This is a genomic window from Halomonas sp. H33-56 (assembly GCF_040147035.1).
In the GTDB taxonomy this organism is placed as follows: domain Bacteria; phylum Pseudomonadota; class Gammaproteobacteria; order Pseudomonadales; family Halomonadaceae; genus Halomonas; species Halomonas litopenaei.
Window position 1 is genome coordinate 566,447 of sequence record NZ_JAMSHP010000001.1, and the last position, 18,348, is coordinate 584,794.

Consider the following 18,348-nt stretch of genomic DNA (forward strand, 5'->3'; position numbering starts at 1 on the left):
ATGGCACAGTATGTACAAAATTAACCGTCACAGACGCGAGTACCCATCATGAGTATTCAGGCGACCATCGAACACAAGCTAAAGGCCCTGGAGCCCACCGAACTGGTGGTCGAGAACGAGAGCCACATGCACAGCGTGCCGCCGAACTCGGAAACCCACTTCAAGGTGACCCTGGTCTCCGAGCGCTTTTCCGGGCTGATGCCGGTCAAGCGCCACCAGCAGATCTACTCGCTGCTGGCCGATGAACTGTCCGGCCCGGTCCACGCCCTGGCGCTGCACCTTTACACCCCCGGTGAATGGGATAGCCGCAGCGCACCGCGTCCGGACTCGCCCAGCTGCATGGGCGGCTCACGCTCGTGACGCCGGAGCCGACACGGCTCGCCTATCTGGATGCCATGGGGCTGACCGCCTGGGTGGCCCGCTATCAGCTGCCCAACGCCCGCGAGACCGAAGCCTGCGACTGGCCCGAGCCGGTACCCGAGGAGCGGCCCCAGCCCGGTGCCAAGGGCTTGCATGCGCTGCTCGATGACATGCCCGCTTCGGCCGGCGGCGGCGACACTTCCCCCGGGGCGACCGAGCAGGCCGCTGTCGCTGATTCGTCCTCTGCCGTCCAGGCTCCTGCACCCCAGGCGCCGGCCGGGCCGCGCAAGGCCAGGGCGCTGCTCGGTGATATCGTGCCCGATGCAGACGACGGTGCAGCGACGGCCCCCACGGCCATGCCGGCAGAGGATGAGGCGGAGGAAGGCGCCGAGCCGCTGCGCTTCGGCTGCCAGGTGGCCTGTCTCGACGGTCGCTGGCTTTTGCTGGTCGCCCGTGACGAACCGCTGGGGCCCCTGCACCAGCGGCTTCTGCTCAATATCCTGACCGGCGCCGGGGTCAGGCCGTCGCAGCGACCGGTGTTCGACTCCCTTGCCTGGCCGCTGGAAGAAGGCTTGCCGGTCAGGCGGCCGTTGGACGAGGCGCGTCAGGGGCTGAAGGCCTTTGTGGCCGGTCGCGCACGTCGTGGCTGGGCTCCGGAGCGAGTGCTGGTATTCGGCCGCCAGGAGGCGCTGATGCAAGCACTGGACCCGTCTGACACCACCGACAACAGCGCGCAGCCTCCGCGCAGCCAGACCCTGGCGCTGCCGTTGTGGCAGGGCCCGGGGCTCGACGAACTGCTCGCCGGTGACGGCGTCGGTGCCGAGGCCAAGCGCCGGCTGTGGTCGCAGATCGGCGAGTGGCAGGCACAGTGGAGCGACGGCACTCGAGGTGATGGTGCTGGAGGCGATGGTGCCAGAGACGACAGCGATGGCGCTTGAGGCGACAGCGGGCCAGCAGAGCTGTCCGCATAGCGGCGGCTACGGTCCTGTCCGTGTCCTCGGCGCCGCCGATCTTGACGCCCTCCTGCGACTGGAAGCGATGGCGTCAGCGCCGTTGTCCAGCCATCAGGCGTTGGCCCAGGCACTGGAAGATGACCAGCGCCTGCTGCTGGGGATCGATCGGCTGGGTCCGGCGGGTGATGTCGGCGTTGAAGGCGGCCTTGATGCGGGCATGACGGGGCAGAGGGCTATTCACGCCTACGCCTTGCTGGCACGCCAGCCCTTCGAGGCCGAGCTGGAAGCGATCCTGGTGGCCCCGCAAGCTCGCCGCCAAGGGCTCGCCGCACGGCTGCTGACAAGCCTGATTGCGGTAGCGCGCCAGTGGGGCTCGGAGCGACTGCTGCTGGAGGTGCGTGCCGACAACGGCGCGGCGATCGCCTGCTACCGAGCCGCCGGCTTCGCCGAGGACGGTGTGCGTCGCGGCTACTATCCGCCGCTGGCCGATGGCGGCGAGCGCGTCGATGCCTTGCTGATGTCGCTGGCGCTTGGCTGAAACAGCCTGAAGCGCTCGGCTTCCGTGCATTCATCGTACGCGCAATGCAAAAGGGCTCCCCATGGGGAGCCCTTTTCATTCGTGTCGGTCGTTCGTATCAGCCGTTCGAGTCGACACTGCCGGCACACAAGGCAGGTCAGAGGCTATGGGCGGGCGCCTGTTCGGTATTGCCCGTTTCGCCTTCCACTTCATCGAGCTGGCCCAGGATGGCGGTCAGGCGACGTTCCCACTCTTCGCGATCCTGCTTCAGGCGAGCGTTTTCCTCGCGCAACTCCTCGGCTTCCAGTTTCAGCAATTCCAGAGCCTCAAGGGCGCTGGAGACCTTCTTTTCGAGTTGGTTGAAGAGTTCCGTGCTCATCCTCGTCTCCTGACATGACGTGGGGTGAAGGCGCGACGCGCGCCCCGATGGAACGAGCGTAACGCCGCCGCCGCCGGCGAACAAGCGTCGCCGGGCGGCGACGGGGCTGCTTTGCTGATTCGGCTCAGGAATTACGACGGTCGCGTGCTTGGGGTACTGCTGGCTCAGCTCTCAGGCGCAGCGTCCTTGAGCGAGTCGGCGTCGCTTTCGCTGCGGCGATACAGCCGCCCCATGCTGTCTCCGGCGCGGACCTCTCGGTGTAGCTGCCAGGTGGGGGGCACGGCGGGAGTCAGACCGCTTTCGACCTCCACGTAGATCCAGGCCTCATCCGCCAGCCAGCCGGCTTCCAGGGCCTGGCAGCAGGGCTCGGCAAGGCCCTGGCGAAAGGGCGGGTCGAGAAACACCAGGTCGAAGGGGCTGGCGGTATCGTCTTTCAGCAGCGCGGCGGCGTCGGCGCGGCGTACCTGGGCGCGATCGATCGCCAGCGTCGCCAGGTTATCGCTGATCGCCTGGGCCACCTGGGCATCGCGCTCGACGAACAGGGCCTCGCTGGCGCCGCGCGATAGCGCCTCCAGGCCCAGAGCTCCGGTGCCGGCAAACAGATCGAGCACGCGAACGCGGTACAGCTCGCCCCCGAGCCAGTTGAATAGGGTCTCGCGCACTCGGTCCGGGGTCGGGCGCAGGCCGGGCTTGTCGAGCACCGGTAGCTGGCGGCGGCGGTGTTCGCCACCGATGATGCGCAGCTTGCCAGGCGGCCGACCGCTCGAGGGACTCTTGCCCGAGCGGGGTTTTCCGGCGCCGCCGCGCGGACGGTTTCTTGAAGGACGTTGTCGACTCATGGGCGGCGATTCTACCCCCATGGCAGGGTGCCGTCATGCCTTCGCCATCGCTTCTGTGGCAGGCTGTGGGCAGCGTCGCGTCGCCGCCTCGGGGCTGTCCTGTGTCCACAGCGAGCGGGCAGGGTGGTAGGATGTGGCGGTTCGTTCACCGGCTGAGGCGTCAGGTCATCCATGTTCGGTATTTTCAAGCGCAAGAAGAAGCACACGGGCGAAGAACCCGCCAAGGGCCAGGAAGTCGTCGATCAGTCGTCTGCAGATGAGGCGGAAGGCGCGGCTGACAGGGAGGCTGAACAGCCCCTCGGCGACGAGCTGTCGCAAGGCTCACCGTCGGATGCCGAGCCGCCCCAGCAGGGCCGGGAATCTGGCCCCGAGCCGACCGAGACCGCCGAGGCGGTGGTGCCGGAGCCTGTCGAGCCGGCAGCGCCAGCGCCTGCCGAGCCGTCCACCCCTGCCGAGCAGGCGCCCGTTGAACCTGAGCCCGACAAGCAAGAGCCCGTCAAGCAAGAGCCTGTCGAGCAGAAGTCCGGCGAGTCGCAAGCCGACCAGGCGCCGCCTGCCGCCCCCCAGCCGGCTGGCGAGCCCGCCGAAGATGAATCGCCGGCCTCGGCGCACAAGTTGGCCGAGGCGGAGGTGCCCGAGCCTGCAAGTCCGCCAGCTCCCGACGCTGGCACCGGCCAGCGCGAGCACGCCGAGGTGATCGAGCCCAGCCGTCCCACCGGCCCGGCCCTGCAGGAAAAGCCCAGAGCGCCGGTGCAGGGTGGCAAGGGTGGCGAGAAGAAGGGCTGGTTTGCGCGCATGCGCGAGGGCCTTGGCAAGACTCGGGCCAACCTGAGCGACGGCCTGGCCGACCTGTTCATGGGTGCCAAGCAGATCGATGACGAGCTGATCGAGGACATCGAGACCCAGCTGCTGATGGCCGACGTCGGTATCGAGGCCACCAGCGAAATCATCGAGGCGCTGACCGATCGCGTCTCGCGCAAGGAGCTGAAGGACCCGGAGGCGCTGTATCGTGCGCTGCAGCAGGAGCTGGCCGCCATGCTCGGCGAGGTCAGCCAGCCCCTGAGCCTCGAGACCGCCGACGGTGGGCCCTTCGTCATCCTGGTGGTGGGCGTCAACGGCGTCGGCAAGACCACCACCATCGGCAAGCTGACCCAGCGCTTCCAGCGCGAGGGCAAGAGCGTGATGCTGGCGGCGGGGGATACCTTCCGCGCGGCTGCGGTAGAGCAGCTCAAGGTGTGGGGCGAGCGCAACAGCGTGCCGGTGGTGGCTCAGCACACCGGCGCCGACAGCGCCTCGGTGATCTATGACGCCGTGGCGGCGGCCCGTGCCCGTGGCGTCGACGTCTTGATCGCCGATACCGCTGGTCGCCTGCACAACAAGAGTCACCTGATGGAAGAGCTCAAGAAGGTCCATCGGGTGATGGGCAAGCTCGATGCGCAGGCGCCTCACGAGGTGATGCTGGTGCTCGACGCCGGTACCGGCCAGAACGCCTTGTCCCAGGCGGCCACCTTCAACGAGGCGGTTCCGGTCAGCGGGATCACCCTGACCAAGCTCGACGGTACCGCCAAGGGGGGCGTGATCTTCGCCCTGGCCAAGCAGCTGAAGACGCCGATCCGCTTTATCGGGGTGGGTGAGAGTCTGGATGACCTGCGGCCGTTCAAGGCCGAGGACTTCGTCGACGCCCTGTTCGATCGTCGCCCGAGTGACGCCGACGAATGATCGCCTTCGAGCACGTCGGCAAGCGCTATGGAGGGCGCTTCGAGGCGCTCTCCAATATCGATTTTCGCGTCTCGCGGGGCGAGATGGTGTTTCTCACCGGCCATTCCGGTGCCGGCAAGAGTTCGCTGCTTCGGCTGATCATGCGCCTGGAGCGACCCAGTCGCGGACGGGTGATGGTCGCCGGTCACGATATCGACAAGCTGCATCCCAGCCAGTTGCCGTTCTACCGGCGTCAGATCGGGGTGGTCTTCCAGGACCACCAGCTGCTGTTCGACCGCTCGATCTATCACAATGTGGCGTTGCCGCTGGAGATCCGCGGCCTGGCGCCGCGGGATATCGCGCGGCGGGTCCGCGCCGCACTCGACAAGGTCGGCCTGCTGCACCGCGAAAAGGCGCTTCCCATCGAACTTTCCGGCGGCGAGCAGCAGCGCGTGGGCATCGCCCGGGCGGTGGTCAACAAGCCCGCCCTGCTGCTGGCCGATGAGCCTACCGGTAATCTCGACCCTCAGTTGTCCGCCGATATCATGGGGCTGTTCGAGGACTTTCATCGCATCGGCACCACGGTGATGATCGCCAGTCACGATCTGGCGTTGATCGCCAGGCTGCGTCACCGCACCCTGCGCCTGAGCGAGGGGCGCCTGGTGGCCGACGAGGAGGCCGCATGAGCGCTCGCCATTCGCGCAAGGGCGCGGCGACGCCCAGGGGCGCCTCGGCCGCCGCACGTACGGGCGGCCGCCAGGAGGCCTCGACGTCACCTCGCGGTGCGCGTCAGCAGACGGTGCGCGCACAGGGGCAGTGGCAAGCCTGGCTGCGCCACCATCGCGCCATGTGTGTGGACAGCCTGCGCCGGCTGGTGCGCCAGCCGGTGGGTAGCCTCTTGACCATGCTCGCCATCGCCATCGCCCTGGTGCTGCCCAGCGCCCTGTGGCTGTCACTGGACAGCGCCAAGCTGGTGGACGCCGAGCTGGACGCCAGCGCCACCCTGACGGCCTACCTCGACAAGGGGGTGAGCGAGTCCGAGACCGGTCGCATCCTGGAAGCGCTGGAGGCTCAGTCGGAGGTCGCCGCCACCGAATTGATCACCGCCGAGCAGGGCATGGCGGAATTCCAGCAATCCCTGGGGCTCGATGATGCCCTGGCGCGGCTCGACGAGAATCCGCTGCCCGCCGCGGTGGTGATCTCGCCGACGACGCCGTCCCCGGAGGCCATGGCGGCGCTGTCCGAGCGCCTGTCGGCGATGTCCGGGGTGGCCGAGGTGCGCCTCGACCTGGCCTGGATCGAGCGTTTGCGGCAACTGGCTGAGCTGGGTCGTCGCCTGACCCTGGCACTGGGAGTGCTGTTTGGTCTGGGCGTGCTGCTGGTGGTGGGCAACACCATCCGCCTGGCGGTGGAGAACCGGCGCAAGGAGATCGAGGTGGTGACCCTGATCGGCGCCACCCATGCCTTTGTACGCCGACCCTTTCTGTACAGCGGCGCCTGGTATGGCCTGGGCGGCGGACTGCTGGCGTGGGGGCTTCTGACCCTGGGCAGCGACTGGCTGGCGGCGCCGGTGGCATCGCTGGCGGCCAGCTACGGCGCGCACTATCAGCTACCGACCTTGGGCCTCGTCGGCTCTACAACATTGCTGACTTGTAGTACACTATTGGGCTGGTTGGGAGCCTGGATCGCCGTCAGCCGCCATCTGGCGGGCATCAAGCCACGCTAGCGGCAACAGGTAATCACCCGTTTCTTGTACGGTTTCGTCGGATGTCTACGACCAAAGGGGAACTTCTTCCTATTTTTATCCTCCAAGGTGCATCCGAAATCTTGTTGGTCTTCGAGGAGACAACCTGCACATGAGCAACAGTCTTCTGCCGGTGGGTCATCTTTCACCGGGGCACGACCTAAACGGCTATATTCAGGCCGTCAATCGCATTCCGCTGCTGACGGTGGATGAAGAGCAGGACCTGGCCCATCGCCTTCAGCAGGAAGGCGATCTGGAAGCCGCCCGCCGTCTGGTCATGTCCCATCTGCGTTTTGTCGTGCACATCGCACGCAGCTATTCCGGCTATGGACTTCCCCAGGCTGACCTGATTCAGGAAGGCAACGTCGGCCTGATGAAGGCCGTCAAGCGTTTCGACCCGACCCAGGGTGTACGCCTGGTGTCTTTCGCGGTGCACTGGATCAAGGCCGAGATCCACGAGTTCGTGCTGCGCAACTGGCGCATCGTCAAGATCGCCACCACCAAGGCCCAGCGCAAGCTGTTCTTCAACCTGCGCGGCGCCAAGAAGCGCCTGGCCTGGTTGAACAGCGACGAGGTCGACGCCATCGCCAAGGACCTGGACGTCAAGCCCGAGGTGGTGCGCGAGATGGAAGGTCGTCTGGCCTCCCATGATGCCGGCTTCGATGCTTCACCGTCCGAGGACGAGGATTCGGCCTATCAGGCACCGGTTCACTATCTGGACGACGCCAGCCAGGACCCGGCGACCCAGCTCGAGGACAGCGACTGGGAGCAGGACGCCACCCGCCGCCTCCAGGGCGCGCTGGCCGAGCTCGACGAGCGCTCGCGGGATATCCTGAGCCAGCGCTGGCTCGCCGAAAACAAGGCGACCCTGCATGAACTGGCCGATGTCTATGGTGTGTCCGCCGAGCGCATTCGTCAGCTCGAGAAGAACGCCATGAAGAAGATCCGCGAACGTCTGGGTGATAGCATGGCGGCCTGACCGCCATCGATTGCGCCAGCCGCTGGCAGGACGAAAACGCCCGAACCTCACGGTTCGGGCGTTTTCAGTTGTGGCTGAGCTTGTACCAGGGCGACTGCCACAAGGGCTGTAGGGTGGTTGCCTGAGCCGCTATACCAGCCGCTATACCAGTCGCTACACGCCCTGGTACCAGCGCCTAGCCCTGGGCGCTGGCAGCACCCGTCAGGCCGCCAGCGGCGGCTGCGCGGCGGGCAATGTCGCCCAGCGCCTCGTCACCGGCGCTGAGATCGCGAAAGGCGCCCATGGCGCCGAGCAGGGCCGAGCTCTCGTAGGGCACGAACACACGCTCTCCCTGCTTGGCCATCTCCGGCAGCATCGAGATATAGGACTGGCCGAGCAGATAGCCGATGACCGCCCTGGTGCTCTTCTCGCCTTCGCCCATGGCACCCAGTACCAGCTCGATGGAGCGACTTTCGCCCTGGGCACGCAGAATGGCGGATTCCTTGTCGCCCTGGGCGTTGAGGATCGCTGACTCCTTCTGGCCCTGGGCCTTGGCGATGGCCGCGGCCTTTTCGCCCTCGGCCTCGGTGACGGTGGCTCGACGGCGACGTTCGGCGGACATCTGCAGGTGCATGGCCTCCTTGACCTCCGTCGGCATCTCGATGTCCTGCACCTCGATGCGATTGATCGCCACCCCCCACTTGGAGGCAGGTTCCTCCATCTGTTCCTTGATCTTGGCGTTGACCTCGGCGCGGGACTCGAAGATCTTGTCCAGCTCCATCTGGCCGACCACCGAGCGCAGCGTCGTCTTGGCCAGTACCTCCACCGCCTGACTCATGTTCTCGATCTTGTAGACGGCGTTGGCCGGATCGATGATCTGAAAGTAGATGGCGCCGTCGATGCGCACCGTCACGTTGTCGGTGGTGACCACCGGCTGGGACGGGAAGTCCATGACCGACTCGCGCAGGTCGATGCGGGTCTCCTGACTCAGCACCGGGGTGAACTCCTGGCCCTTGCGCAGGTAGCGCACCATCTTGATTGGTCTTGGCTTGTCGAAGAACGGAACGATGAAGTTGATGCCCTTCTGCAGCGTGCGGTGGTAGGCGCCGAGGCGCTCGATCACCATCACCTCGGACTCCTGAACGATCACCAGTCCCTTGATCACCATGATTACGGCGATGACGACCACCACCAGGGCAATCAATAGCCCCGGGTTTATGGCATACGGCAACATGCAGGTACCTCCTTGGTATCGAGAGTGTCGCCCAGGGCGACCGACGGCATCCCGCCGCCGAAAGCCAGCTTAGGCAATGGGCGGGCGAGTGGCGATAGCGTCTGGCGGCCGCTGCCCGAACGAGCGCATGACCGGGATCAAGAACCTTCGCCGGCGGGACGGACCACCGCCTGGGTGCCCTCGAAGCGGACCAGCGTTACCTCGTCACCCGGACGAAGGGCAGGACCACTCCCTGCTTCGTCCGCCAGGCTGGCACGGTAGAGATCACCGTCGAGCTTGATGCAGGGTGCGTCATCGAAGTCGCGGCTGACCAGCACGAAGCGTTGACCGCGGCCTCCACCGCTGCCAGCCACGCCGAAGCCTTTTTTCGCGCCTCGGCCGCGTCGTCTGAGCTGTCGAATCGCCAGCGGCACCAGCACGGCACAGGCGAGCGCCAGGACGATCAGTTGCAGGGTGAAAGTGGCGCCCAGCCAGGCGGCCAGGGCGGTGAGGGCGAGTGCCGCCGCCAGGGCCAGCAGCACGTAGGAACCGGTCAGCAGCTCGACCAGCAGAGCCGCGAGTCCGGCCAGCAGCCACCACAGCGCGGGAGATAGAAAATCCATGAGGGGCCTCTTGGAAGCAGCGAAATGACGTCCTGTCCTGTCCGATTCTGCGCCGCCGGCCGTGACCCGGCAAGCCGGCGAGACCCGCAGACGACAGCGCCACCGCGATTGCGGTGGCGCGTGGTCCAATATCACGAGGCCTGGAAGTCTGTCGTGTTACGGGGCTTACCAGTACCCCAGCACCTTCCACCGTAGAGAGTCTGCGACACCGACCCAGACGGTCAGATTGACCAGGCTCCTACTCTGATCAAGAGCGGACCCGCCTTCCGGGCGTCTTACCAGTACCCCAGCACCTTCCACCGTAGAGAGTCTGCGACACCGACCCAGACGGTCAGGTTGACCAGGCTCCTGCCCTGATCAAGAGCGGACCCGCCTTCCGGGCGTCTTGCCAGTACCCCAGCACCTTCCACCGTAGAGAGTCTGCGACACCGACCCAGACGGTCAGGTTGACCAGACTCCTGCCATGATCAAGAGCGGACCCGCCTTCCGGGCGTCTTACCAGTACCCCAGCACCTTCCACCACAGGCTGCCGACACCGACCCAGACGGTCAGGTTGACCAGGCTCATCACCAGTCCGGCCTTCCACCAGGTGCCGAGTTCCACATAGCCGGAGCCGAAGATGATCGGGGCGGTGCCGGTGGCGTAGTGGGTCAGCGACATCATCAGCGAGGAGGCGCCGGCCAGCAGCAGGGCGATGTACAGGGTAGGGATGCCGAGGGCGATACCGGCGGCCAGGAAGGCGGCGTACATGGCGGTGATATGGGCGGTGGTGCTGGCGAAGAAGTAGTGCGCGTAGAAGTAGACGCCGGTCAGTGCCAGGGCCATGCCGAACCAGCCCATATTGAAGCTGCTGATGCCCTCCTCGATGACCCCGGAGAACCAGCCGATCAGTCCGAGCTTGCCCAGGAAGCTTGCCATCATTACCAGAGCGGCGAACCACACGATGGTGTCCCAGGCGGACTTCTCGCCGAGAATGTCATCCCAGGTCAGCACATTGGTGACCAGCAGGATGGACAGTCCCAGCAGCGCCACCGCGGTGGAGTTTACCTTGAACTCGGGGCCGAACAGCATCGCCGGGATACCGGCCCACAGGATCAACAGCAGGCCGAACACGCCGATCATGATCTTCTCGGCGCGGTCGAGCGGGCCCATGGCGGTGAGCTGCTCGCGGGCGAAGGAGGTGGCGTCCGGGGTGCGCTTGAGCTCCGGCGGATACAGCACGTACAGCACCGCCGGCATCAAGGCGATGGCGACCAGGCCGGGCAACAGCGCGGCCAGCGCCCACTGGGTCCAGGTGATCGAGATGGCGGAGTCGGTGGCCTTGGCGATCAGGTCGACGATCAAGGGGTTGGGGGCCGTTGCGGTGATGAACATGGCCGAGGTGATGGGGTTGGCGTGATAGTTCACCAGCGCCAGGTACTCGCCGATCTTCTTGCTGGTGCCGGACTCGGGGGAGGAGCCGAAGCTGTCGGCGATGGAGCGCATGATCGGGTGCATGATGCCGCCACCCCGGGCGGTGTTGCTGGGAGTGATCGGGGCGATGGTCAGCTCCGCCAGGGACAGGGCGTAGCCGATGCCGAGGGTGCGCTTGCCGAAGGCGGCGATAAAGGCGTAGCCGATGCGGTTGCCCAGCCCCGTCTTCGACAGCCCGCGGGAGATCATGATGGCCAGGCCGATCAGCCAGATCAGCGGGTTGGAAAAGCCAGAGAGGGCGTCGGAGACCGCGCCCTTGGAACTGTCCGGGTTGGTGACGCCGGTCAGCGCGACCACGGTGATGGCAATGATCGCCAGGGCGCCGATGCGCATGGTCTTGCCGATGATGGCGGCGATGGTAGCGACGAAGATCGCCAGCAGGTGCCAGGCCTCGGGATTGACCCCGTCAGGTACGGGGACCACGAACCAGAGCGCCAGCCCCAGGGTCACCGAGACCAGGGCGGGAAGCGGTTTGAATGCGAGCATAAGCGAGCTCCTTTGGGGAAGATCGAGTGATCACCTCTCCACAGAGAGAATCCGAAGGTGTTGTGCTTATTTACGCATAGACGAAGCGACGTCCGAATGACGGATATCAAGCAGAAGTACGACTTTCGTCGAAATGGTCATGTCGAGTGCAACTTGCGCTGAGGAGGTCGCAGCGCCAAGGCAGGAGATAACGGTGCAGGAGTTGGGTGAGGGCTGCGGCCGACGCCATGCCGGGAACTGCCCGGCATGGCGCGAGAGGAGGTGAACGGTCCCTAGTCGGGCTTGATCGCGGTGCGGCCGCTGCCCAGGAACATCATCGCCAGGGCGCCGAACAGGAACATGCCCTGCAGCTCCAGCGCCCAGCCGCCGCTGCTGGTCAGGCTGAACAGCTCACCCATATGCGCCAGATAGATGGCCACCACCATGTTGCCGGCGATCAGCAGACCGGCGATGCGAGTGTTCCAGCCGAGGATCGCCATGACAGGTGCGACGACTTCGCCCAGCAGGACGCCATAGGCCAGCACAGTGGGCAGGCCATGGGAGGCCAGGGTTTCACCGATCCAGGACAGGCTGCCGGGATTGATCAGCTTGCTGACGCCGTGCAGCAGGATCATCACGCCAAGGGCCAGGCGCAGGATCAGCTTTCCCAGGTCGTCGTTGTCGAGGGCGTTGAGCATGGTGACTTCCTTTTCACTAGGGGCTTTTTTGACTCGAGAGCCTTTCACTTCTGGCGTTGGGCAGAAAACAGTCGCGCCGAGTTATCCGTGGCTTCGCAGCATGATCGCGATGACGTCGGCATGGTGCCTTCGGTCGCAACACCAGAATCACCGAAACGGTCGGACCACGCAGGCAATTCTGGCATATTAGGCTTTATCCAGATGACTCAGCTGCAAGGAAGATAGCATGGTTCCGTCACGACTTCGCCGCACCGCCGCTTTCGCTCTTTTCACCCTGGCGCTCAGTGCCTGCTCCAGCCAGCCTGGGCCCACGGTGGGTGGGGGCGACACGGCGGCCCCGGGCAGCGTCTCGAGCCCGCTGGTCGGCAAGCGCTGGAACCTGTTGCTGGTGGGCACCAGCGATCGCCTGTCGATGCCGCAGAAGCCGTACTTCGAGGTGGCTTCCGATGGCAGTGTCAGCGGTAGCGACGGCTGCAATCGCTTCACCGGCACGGTGAGCTTCGGTGACAGCCAGCGTATCGACTTCAGCGAACTGACCGCCACCCGCATGGCCTGTGCCAATCCCCAGGGGGCCCAGCAGGTCCGCGAGATGCTCGACAACGCCTATCGCTACCTGATCGACCATGACCGACTGGTGTTCTTCGGCCCTAACTCGCTGGTGCTGGGCGGTTTTCGCGACGCTAGCTGACCGGGCCAGTGTTCATCGGGGCGATCAGCGACTCCGGTTGTCCCTCCTGAGCGCGGTACTCGAGATGTCGGCTGCAGCGCGGCTTGCATGATGCAGGCAGGATCGCAGGCTGTGCTTTCGCTGTTGGAAGCGATCGAGCCACCGGGGATGGATCGCCACCACGCGCACCGGAACGGAAGCTAGTCCCAGCAATTGCACGATGGCCAGGCGGTGTGAACCGCCGTAGCCGAGCACGACCTCGCCATCCCGGGTAATCAATACCTGCATTTCGTCATCGGGGTGGCGACTGTCGTCGGGGTGTTGGCGAGCCAGTTCTTGCTGGGTCTTGTAGCCGTGTCGGCGAATGCCGTGGTAGGCACGAGACAGCGTCTCGAAGTAGCGAGCGATATCCTCCTCGCTGCGACACCAGTAGGCGCCTTGCTGTGCCGGGTCGGTGCACTCGCCGGAACGATAGCGAGCCACCGCTTGATGCATCTGGGCGTACTGGGCGGTCTCGCGGAAGTGCCTGTCGTGGGCGAAGATGTCCTCGACTGCAGCGGTCTCGTTCAGGCGTGCCTGGCAAAGTGGTGCAACATGGCTGATGTCCCAGTCGCCTTCACTGATCAACTCACGGCTCAAGCCAGAGCGCGTGACGCAGCGCGCGATGCGCCTTGGGTCGATGTCGACCAGCGGCAGGTCGTTGGCATTCAGCCAGCGACGTTGAAGGTCGACACGGCCACACAGCTCGGCCAGGTACAGCAGGGCACGCCGTGTTCGGCGGCGAAGGCGTGGCAGGGTGGCGAGCCCGGCAGTGCCAGGGAACGCCAGGGGGGAAAGGCCCGAGTGCGTCATGTTGTAAATGTCTATTGTTGTTGTACGCGTTGGTATGGCCGTTGTTCGGTCTGCTGTCGTATCTGCGGCCGAATCGGCGATTGGCCTGAAGGAGCGGCTGTGCTGACAGCTTCACTGTGCCGCAAAAAGCTTTAATAGAAGAAACTGAATTTTGTAGTCATACCGTCATCTCTGTGTCGTATCCGATCAGGCTGAGGCGACGCAGACGGTTGCCTTAGGCGAGGGGCAGGCACGAATCAAGAGCGATGTTATGACAGGGGGGGCTGGATGGCCTTCAGCAACGAAGAGAGAGCGGCATTGCTGGCGCTTCACGGGGTAGGGCCGACCGTCATCAGTCGCTTCGAGCAGCTTGGTATCGACTCCTTCGAGCATCTGGCGACGTTCGAGGCCCGGGAGATCGCCGAGCAGGTGGCATCAATGCTCAACACCAGCTGCTGGAAGAATTCGCCACGCGCTCTGGCGGCGGTGGAGGCGGCCATCGTGCGTGCCAGGCAAGGTCTACAGGAATAGGGGGCCGTCTTATGGCATTCAATGATCTGGAGAGAAAGCGAGTGGAGAAGGCGGCAGTGGCTTTTGTCGAGAAGCATCGTCCACCGCCTCAATTGAGATCAAAGCTTGATCTCGCCTTTCGTATCGATGGGCAGAGCCTGGAGATCTTCGAAGTCAGTCCTCGCTATGACAAACCTGACGAGAAACTGGAGATACCCGTCGCCAAGGCGAAGTACGTGCGTAGTCAGGATGTCTGGAAGGTCTACTGGCAGCGAGCGGACCTGAAGTGGCACGGTTATACGCCCTGTCCCCAGGTGGGGACGGTGGAAGCCTTTCTCGAACTGGTGGGTCGCGACGAGATGGCCTGTTTCTTCGGTTAGCCGAGCGTGCTGGGAGCCGATAGATTCTCTGTTGCTATCACGTCTGAATAAAGTCGACCCCGCCAGTGGCGGGGTCGACTCGGCTGGTGCTCAGGCCGGTTGAGCCGGTTTAGGCCCAGACTATAGGGCCGCGATCTTGTCGCGCTGTTCGACCAGCACCCGGCGGGCGGCCTGGTACTCCTCGAGCTTGCCGCGCTCCTTGTCGATGACGGCGGCCGGGGCCTTGGCCACGAAGCCTTCGTTGGCGAGCTTCTTCTCGACGCCGCCGATCAACTTGTCCTGCTTGTCGATCTCCTTGCTCAGGCGGGCGAGCTCGGCGTCCTTGTCGATCAGGTCTGCCATCGGCACCAGCACTTCCATGTCGCCGACCAGCTGGGTGGCGGACAGCGGCGCCGTGCTGGCGTCATCGAGCCACTCGATGGACGACAGCTTGGCCAGCTTGGACAGGAACAGGCGGTTGGCGCTCAGGCGCGCCTGGTCGGCCTCGCTGCCCTTGGTCAGCAGGGCGTCGAGCGGCTTGCCCGGGGCGATGTTCATCTCGGCGCGGATATTGCGCACCGCCACGATCACCCCCTTGAGCCATTCGATGTCACGGATGGCGTCCTGGTCGATCAACGCCTCGTCCGCCAGCGGCCAGGCCTTGGCCATCAGCGAGTCGTTGTCCCCCTCCAGGGTGCCGGCGAGCGGCGCCACGCGCTGCCAGATCTCCTCGGAGATGTACGGCATCATCGGATGGGCCAGGCGCAGGTTGGCTTCCAGCACCCGCACCAGGGTGCGCCGGGTGCCGCGTTTGGCGGCCTCGCTGGCGCCTTCGTCCCACAGTACCGGCTTGGACAGCTCCAGATACCAGTCGCAGTACTCGTTCCAGACGAAGTCGTAAAGCGCCTGGGAGGCGTGGTCGAAGCGGAACTCCTCCATCGCCCGGGTGACCTGATCCACCGTCTGCTGCAGGCGGGCCTCGATCCAGCGGTCGGCCAGCGACAGCTCGACCTCGCCGCCTTCGCGGCCGCAGTCCTCGTTCTCGGCGTTCATCAAGACGTAGCGAGAGGCGTTCCACAGCTTGTTGCAGAAGTTGCGGTAGCCGTCCAGCCGGCCCATGTCGAACTTGATGTCGCGACCGGTGGTGGCCTGGGACAGGAAGGTATAGCGCAGGGCGTCGGTGCCGTGGGCCTCGATGCCGTCGGGGAACTCCGAACGGGTCGCCTTGGCGATGGCCTTGGCCTTCTGCGGCTGCATCATGTTGCCGGTGCGCTTGTCGACCAGCGCCTCCAGATCGATGCCGTCGATCAGGTCGATGGGGTCGAGTACGTTGCCCTTGGACTTGGACATCTTCTGGCCCTGGCCGTCACGCACCAGGCCGTGGACGTAGACCGTCTTGAACGGCACCTCGTCGGTGAACTTGAGGGTCAGCATGATCATCCGCGCGACCCAGAAGAAGATGATGTCAAAGCCGGTCACCAGCACGCTGCTGGGATGGAAGGTCTTGAGCTCTTCGGTCTGCTCGGGCCAGCCGAGGGTGCCGAAGGTCCACAGCCCGGAGCTGAACCAGGTGTCGAGTACGTCCTCGTCCTGGGTCAGGGCGACGTCGCCTGCGATGCCGTGCTTTTCGCGGGCCTCGGCTTCGGTGCGCGCCACATAGACGTTGCCCTCCTGGTCATACCAGGCAGGGATACGGTGGCCCCACCACAGCTGGCGCGAGATGCACCAGTCCTGCAGATCACGCATCCACGAGAAGTACATGTTCTCGTAGTTTTTGGGCACGAACTGGATGTCGCCGTTTTCCACCGCCTCGATGGCCGGCTTGGCCAGGGTTTCCACCGCCACGAACCATTGATCGGTCAGCAGCGGCTCGATCACGTCACCGGAACGATCGCCGTAGGGCAGGGTGTTGTTGACCGTTTCGGTCTTCTCGAGCAGGCCCTTGGCCTCCATGTCGGCGACGATGGCCTTGCGAGCGGCAAAGCGGTCGAGGCCGGCGTATGCCGCAGGCAGGCTAGTGTCGATGTCGGTCAGCGGACGGCCCTGGATGTCGAAGGCCTCGGCGGCTTCGAGGATATGGGCGGTCTTCGAGAAGACATTGATCAGCGGAAGACCAGCGCGCTTGCCGACTTCATAGTCGTTGAAGTCGTGGGCCGGGGTGATCTTCACGCAGCCCGAGCCCTTGTCCATGTCGGCGTGCTCATCGGCGACGATGGGGATGCGACGGCCGACCAGCGGCAGCTCGACGAACTTGCCGACCAGCGAGGCGTAGCGCTCGTCGTCGGGATTGACCGCCACGGCGCTGTCGCCGAGCAGGGTCTCGGGGCGGGTGGTGGCGACCACCAGATGGTCGAGGCCGGCGTCGGTGGTGACACCGTCGGCCAACGGATAGCGGAAGTGCCAGAACTGACCCTGCTGGTCGCGATTCTCGACCTCGAGATCGGAGATGGCGGTGTTCAGCGTCGGGTCCCAGTTGACCAGGCGCTTGCCGCGATACACCAGATCCTCTTCGTACAGGCGGACGAAGACCTCCTGCACCGCCTTGTAGAAGCCCTCATCCATGGTGAAGCGCTCGCGGCTCCAGTCGAGGCTTGCGCCCATTCGACGGAGCTGGCGGGTGATATGGCCGCCGGACTCATGCTTCCATTCCCACACCTTGTCGATGAAGGCCTCGCGCCCCAGGTCGTGGCGCGTCTTGCCTTCCTCGGCGGCGACCTTGCGCTCCACCAGCATCTGGGTGGCGATGCCGGCGTGGTCGGTGCCCACCTGCCACAGAGTGTTCCGACCCTGCATCCGCCGCCAGCGGATCAGGGTGTCCATGATGGTGTCCTGGAAGGCGTGACCCATGTGCAGGCTGCCGGTGACGTTGGGTGGCGGAATCATGATGGCGAAGGGGTCGCCCTTGCCCGAGGGCGCGAACCGTCCGTCTTTTTCCCAGCGCTCGTACCAGCGGGCTTCGATGCTTTCGGGTTGGTAGGTCTTGTCCATGGGGTACTCTTGCTAGCGGAGCCCGGGGCATGCCAGGCACGAGACAGAGGCTCGCGCATGGCGCTGGGCTTGGAGTTCGACAGCCGGCGCTCGGGCTCGAAAGCTTCCCGCCGAAGAGCGGTTGCGCGAGTGAGGCCTGCGAAAAATGGGCTCGATTATACCCTGATCCGAGGCGGGGCGTCAGGGGGCGCCAGGGACGATTCTGAAGGTTGGTGGCTGGCTCAGGGCTAATGCTCGGATAGCTCGTTTTCGATGGTCACGAGGTGTGTCAGCAAGGCGGGAATATCGTCTGTCACGATACTCCAGATGGTATCGGGATCGATGCCAAGGTAGGCGTGAATCAAACGGTTCCGAGTTGCGATAATCATGCGCCAGGGAATGTCGGAATAGTGAACTCGTACCTCTGCGGGTATGTGCGTGGCAGCTTCACCGATCAGTTCAAGGTTTCTCAGTGTGGCATCGAAGACGAGCTCTTGAGCGGTGAAGGTGGCTTTATCGAAGCCCTGGGTCTACTTCGGGACCTTCTCCGGGAACCCGCGCATATCGCTCAGATAGAAGCGCCATTCTCGATGCGGGGTGCGGTCAGACACTGAGGGCCTCGCGTTCGACAACAGGGCGCAATTCCGAGCGCAGGGCCTTGTCAGTGACGAGGTCGACGGGCTTGCCGGTCAGGTCCTCCAGATAGAACTGCAGACCGAAATAACGCGCTGAGGTGGCCGGGCCGTCGAACCGAACCAGGAGGTCGATATCGCTGTGCTCGTCTTCCTGGCCACGCGCGACTGAGCCAAAGATGGCCAGTTCCTCGACGCCGAAAGTCTTGGCAAGGGTTGGCATATGGGCTCTGAGGAGCCTCAGCAGCGCTTGCTTGTCCACTGCGCGCCTCCTGGGACAGGGCAGCATGTCAGCCGACTTGTCCTGTGCAGAGTTTCGAACGACACCTGATCGATACCGAGCCGGGCAGTCCTGTCTGTAGGGTATCAGATTGTACGAAAATCCACCGGCGTGGCGAGCGTGGGGCTTGTCTGAAAATTGCCTGCGCTCGTCGAGGTTTCGGGCTAGGCCCAGGCCCGGCT

Annotated in this window: 19 protein-coding genes and 1 pseudogene; 10 read left to right on the plus strand and 10 right to left on the minus strand. The window is 64.8% G+C overall.

What is annotated here, in order from left to right:
• Positions 1–48 precede the first annotated feature (48 nt).
• The 3 genes from NFH98_RS02575 to NFH98_RS02585 are packed head-to-tail and all read left to right on the plus strand — an operon-like array spanning position 49 to position 1,851.
• Entirely contained in the window at positions 49–360 is a 312-nt protein-coding gene (locus NFH98_RS02575) for a BolA family protein (RefSeq protein ID WP_349622173.1), read from the plus strand.
• Positions 357–1,298, plus strand: a complete 942-nt coding sequence (locus tag NFH98_RS02580; protein WP_349622174.1) for a hypothetical protein — start codon at positions 357–359, stop codon at positions 1,296–1,298. Before NFH98_RS02575 ends, NFH98_RS02580 begins: the two co-directional genes overlap by 4 nt.
• A complete protein-coding gene (locus NFH98_RS02585) occupies positions 1,270–1,851 on the plus strand; it encodes a GNAT family N-acetyltransferase (protein ID WP_349622175.1) in 582 nt (193 codons plus the stop codon). The genes NFH98_RS02580 and NFH98_RS02585 overlap by 29 nt, the downstream gene beginning before the upstream one ends.
• A gap of 136 nt (positions 1,852–1,987) precedes the next feature.
• On the opposite strand, the gene zapB is transcribed toward NFH98_RS02585, so the two are convergent.
• Both zapB and rsmD read right to left on the minus strand, forming a co-directional pair.
• Positions 1,988–2,209 carry a cell division protein ZapB gene (gene zapB, locus NFH98_RS02590; RefSeq protein ID WP_045991307.1) on the minus strand — a complete coding sequence of 74 codons (222 nt, stop codon included), beginning with the start codon at positions 2,207–2,209 and terminating at the stop codon, positions 1,988–1,990.
• A gap of 164 nt (positions 2,210–2,373) precedes the next feature.
• On the minus strand, positions 2,374–3,048 hold the full coding sequence (gene rsmD / locus NFH98_RS02595) for a 16S rRNA (guanine(966)-N(2))-methyltransferase RsmD (protein WP_108131214.1): 675 nt from the start codon (positions 3,046–3,048) through the stop codon (positions 2,374–2,376).
• Positions 3,049–3,219: 171 nt separating this feature from the next.
• Between rsmD and ftsY the strand changes: the two genes are divergently transcribed.
• From ftsY to rpoH, 4 genes are all read left to right on the plus strand, one after another.
• Entirely contained in the window at positions 3,220–4,767 is a 1,548-nt protein-coding gene (ftsY, locus tag NFH98_RS02600; RefSeq protein ID WP_349622176.1) for a signal recognition particle-docking protein FtsY, read from the plus strand.
• Complete coding sequence (ftsE, locus tag NFH98_RS02605; RefSeq protein ID WP_045991304.1) at positions 4,764–5,432, plus strand: cell division ATP-binding protein FtsE; 669 nt, start codon at positions 4,764–4,766, stop codon at positions 5,430–5,432. The genes ftsY and ftsE overlap by 4 nt, the downstream gene beginning before the upstream one ends.
• Positions 5,429–6,472 (plus strand): permease-like cell division protein FtsX, encoded by a 1,044-nt coding sequence (gene ftsX, locus NFH98_RS02610; RefSeq protein WP_045991303.1) that lies wholly within the window; start codon positions 5,429–5,431, stop codon positions 6,470–6,472. Before ftsE ends, ftsX begins: the two co-directional genes overlap by 4 nt.
• 130 nt (positions 6,473–6,602) lie before the next feature.
• Entirely contained in the window at positions 6,603–7,469 is an 867-nt protein-coding gene (gene rpoH, locus NFH98_RS02615; RefSeq protein ID WP_045991302.1) for an RNA polymerase sigma factor RpoH, read from the plus strand.
• 175 nt (positions 7,470–7,644) lie between these two features.
• On the opposite strand, the gene NFH98_RS02620 is transcribed toward rpoH, so the two are convergent.
• The 4 genes from NFH98_RS02620 to NFH98_RS02635 all read right to left on the minus strand — a co-directional run bounded on the left by NFH98_RS02620 (position 7,645) and on the right by NFH98_RS02635 (position 11,920).
• Entirely contained in the window at positions 7,645–8,682 is a 1,038-nt protein-coding gene (locus NFH98_RS02620; protein WP_045991301.1) for an SPFH domain-containing protein, read from the minus strand.
• A 137-nt stretch (positions 8,683–8,819) separates the two neighbouring features.
• Positions 8,820–9,284 carry an NfeD family protein gene (locus NFH98_RS02625; protein WP_108131216.1) on the minus strand — a complete coding sequence of 155 codons (465 nt, stop codon included), beginning with the start codon at positions 9,282–9,284 and terminating at the stop codon, positions 8,820–8,822.
• Positions 9,285–9,779: 495 nt separating this feature from the next.
• Positions 9,780–11,243, minus strand: coding sequence for a DASS family sodium-coupled anion symporter (locus NFH98_RS02630; RefSeq protein ID WP_108131217.1), 1,464 nt, complete (start codon positions 11,241–11,243; stop codon positions 9,780–9,782).
• Positions 11,244–11,515: 272 nt separating this feature from the next.
• The gene (locus NFH98_RS02635; RefSeq protein ID WP_045991298.1) at positions 11,516–11,920 is read right to left on the minus strand and encodes a DoxX family protein; all 405 of its coding nucleotides are present in this window, start codon (positions 11,918–11,920) and stop codon (positions 11,516–11,518) included.
• Between the two features lie 226 nt (positions 11,921–12,146).
• On the opposite strand from NFH98_RS02635, the gene NFH98_RS02640 reads away from it, so the two are divergent.
• Positions 12,147–12,608, plus strand: a complete 462-nt coding sequence (locus NFH98_RS02640; protein ID WP_124804938.1) for an META domain-containing protein — start codon at positions 12,147–12,149, stop codon at positions 12,606–12,608.
• 24 nt (positions 12,609–12,632) lie between these two features.
• Here the strand turns inward: NFH98_RS02640 and NFH98_RS02645 are convergent, their stop codons facing one another.
• Positions 12,633–13,439 carry a hypothetical protein gene (locus tag NFH98_RS02645; protein ID WP_349622177.1) on the minus strand — a complete coding sequence of 269 codons (807 nt, stop codon included), beginning with the start codon at positions 13,437–13,439 and terminating at the stop codon, positions 12,633–12,635.
• Positions 13,440–13,706: 267 nt separating this feature from the next.
• Here NFH98_RS02645 and NFH98_RS02650 point away from each other — a divergent pair, with 267 nt between their 5' ends.
• Positions 13,707–13,949 carry a hypothetical protein gene (locus NFH98_RS02650; protein WP_108448502.1) on the plus strand — a complete coding sequence of 81 codons (243 nt, stop codon included), beginning with the start codon at positions 13,707–13,709 and terminating at the stop codon, positions 13,947–13,949.
• A gap of 11 nt (positions 13,950–13,960) precedes the next feature.
• Positions 13,961–14,308, plus strand: a complete 348-nt coding sequence (locus NFH98_RS02655; protein ID WP_108448503.1) for a DUF3024 domain-containing protein — start codon at positions 13,961–13,963, stop codon at positions 14,306–14,308.
• Positions 14,309–14,428: 120 nt separating this feature from the next.
• Here the strand turns inward: NFH98_RS02655 and NFH98_RS02660 are convergent, their stop codons facing one another.
• From NFH98_RS02660 to NFH98_RS02670, 3 genes and pseudogenes are all read right to left on the minus strand, one after another.
• Entirely contained in the window at positions 14,429–17,275 is a 2,847-nt protein-coding gene (locus NFH98_RS02660; protein ID WP_349622178.1) for a valine--tRNA ligase, read from the minus strand.
• Between the two features lie 227 nt (positions 17,276–17,502).
• Positions 17,503–17,769, minus strand: a pseudogene (locus tag NFH98_RS02665) (HepT-like ribonuclease domain-containing protein); the annotation flags it as partial.
• An 88-nt stretch (positions 17,770–17,857) separates the two neighbouring features.
• On the minus strand, positions 17,858–18,148 hold the full coding sequence (locus NFH98_RS02670; protein ID WP_349590292.1) for a nucleotidyltransferase family protein: 291 nt from the start codon (positions 18,146–18,148) through the stop codon (positions 17,858–17,860).
• Positions 18,149–18,348: the final 200 nt, after the last annotated feature.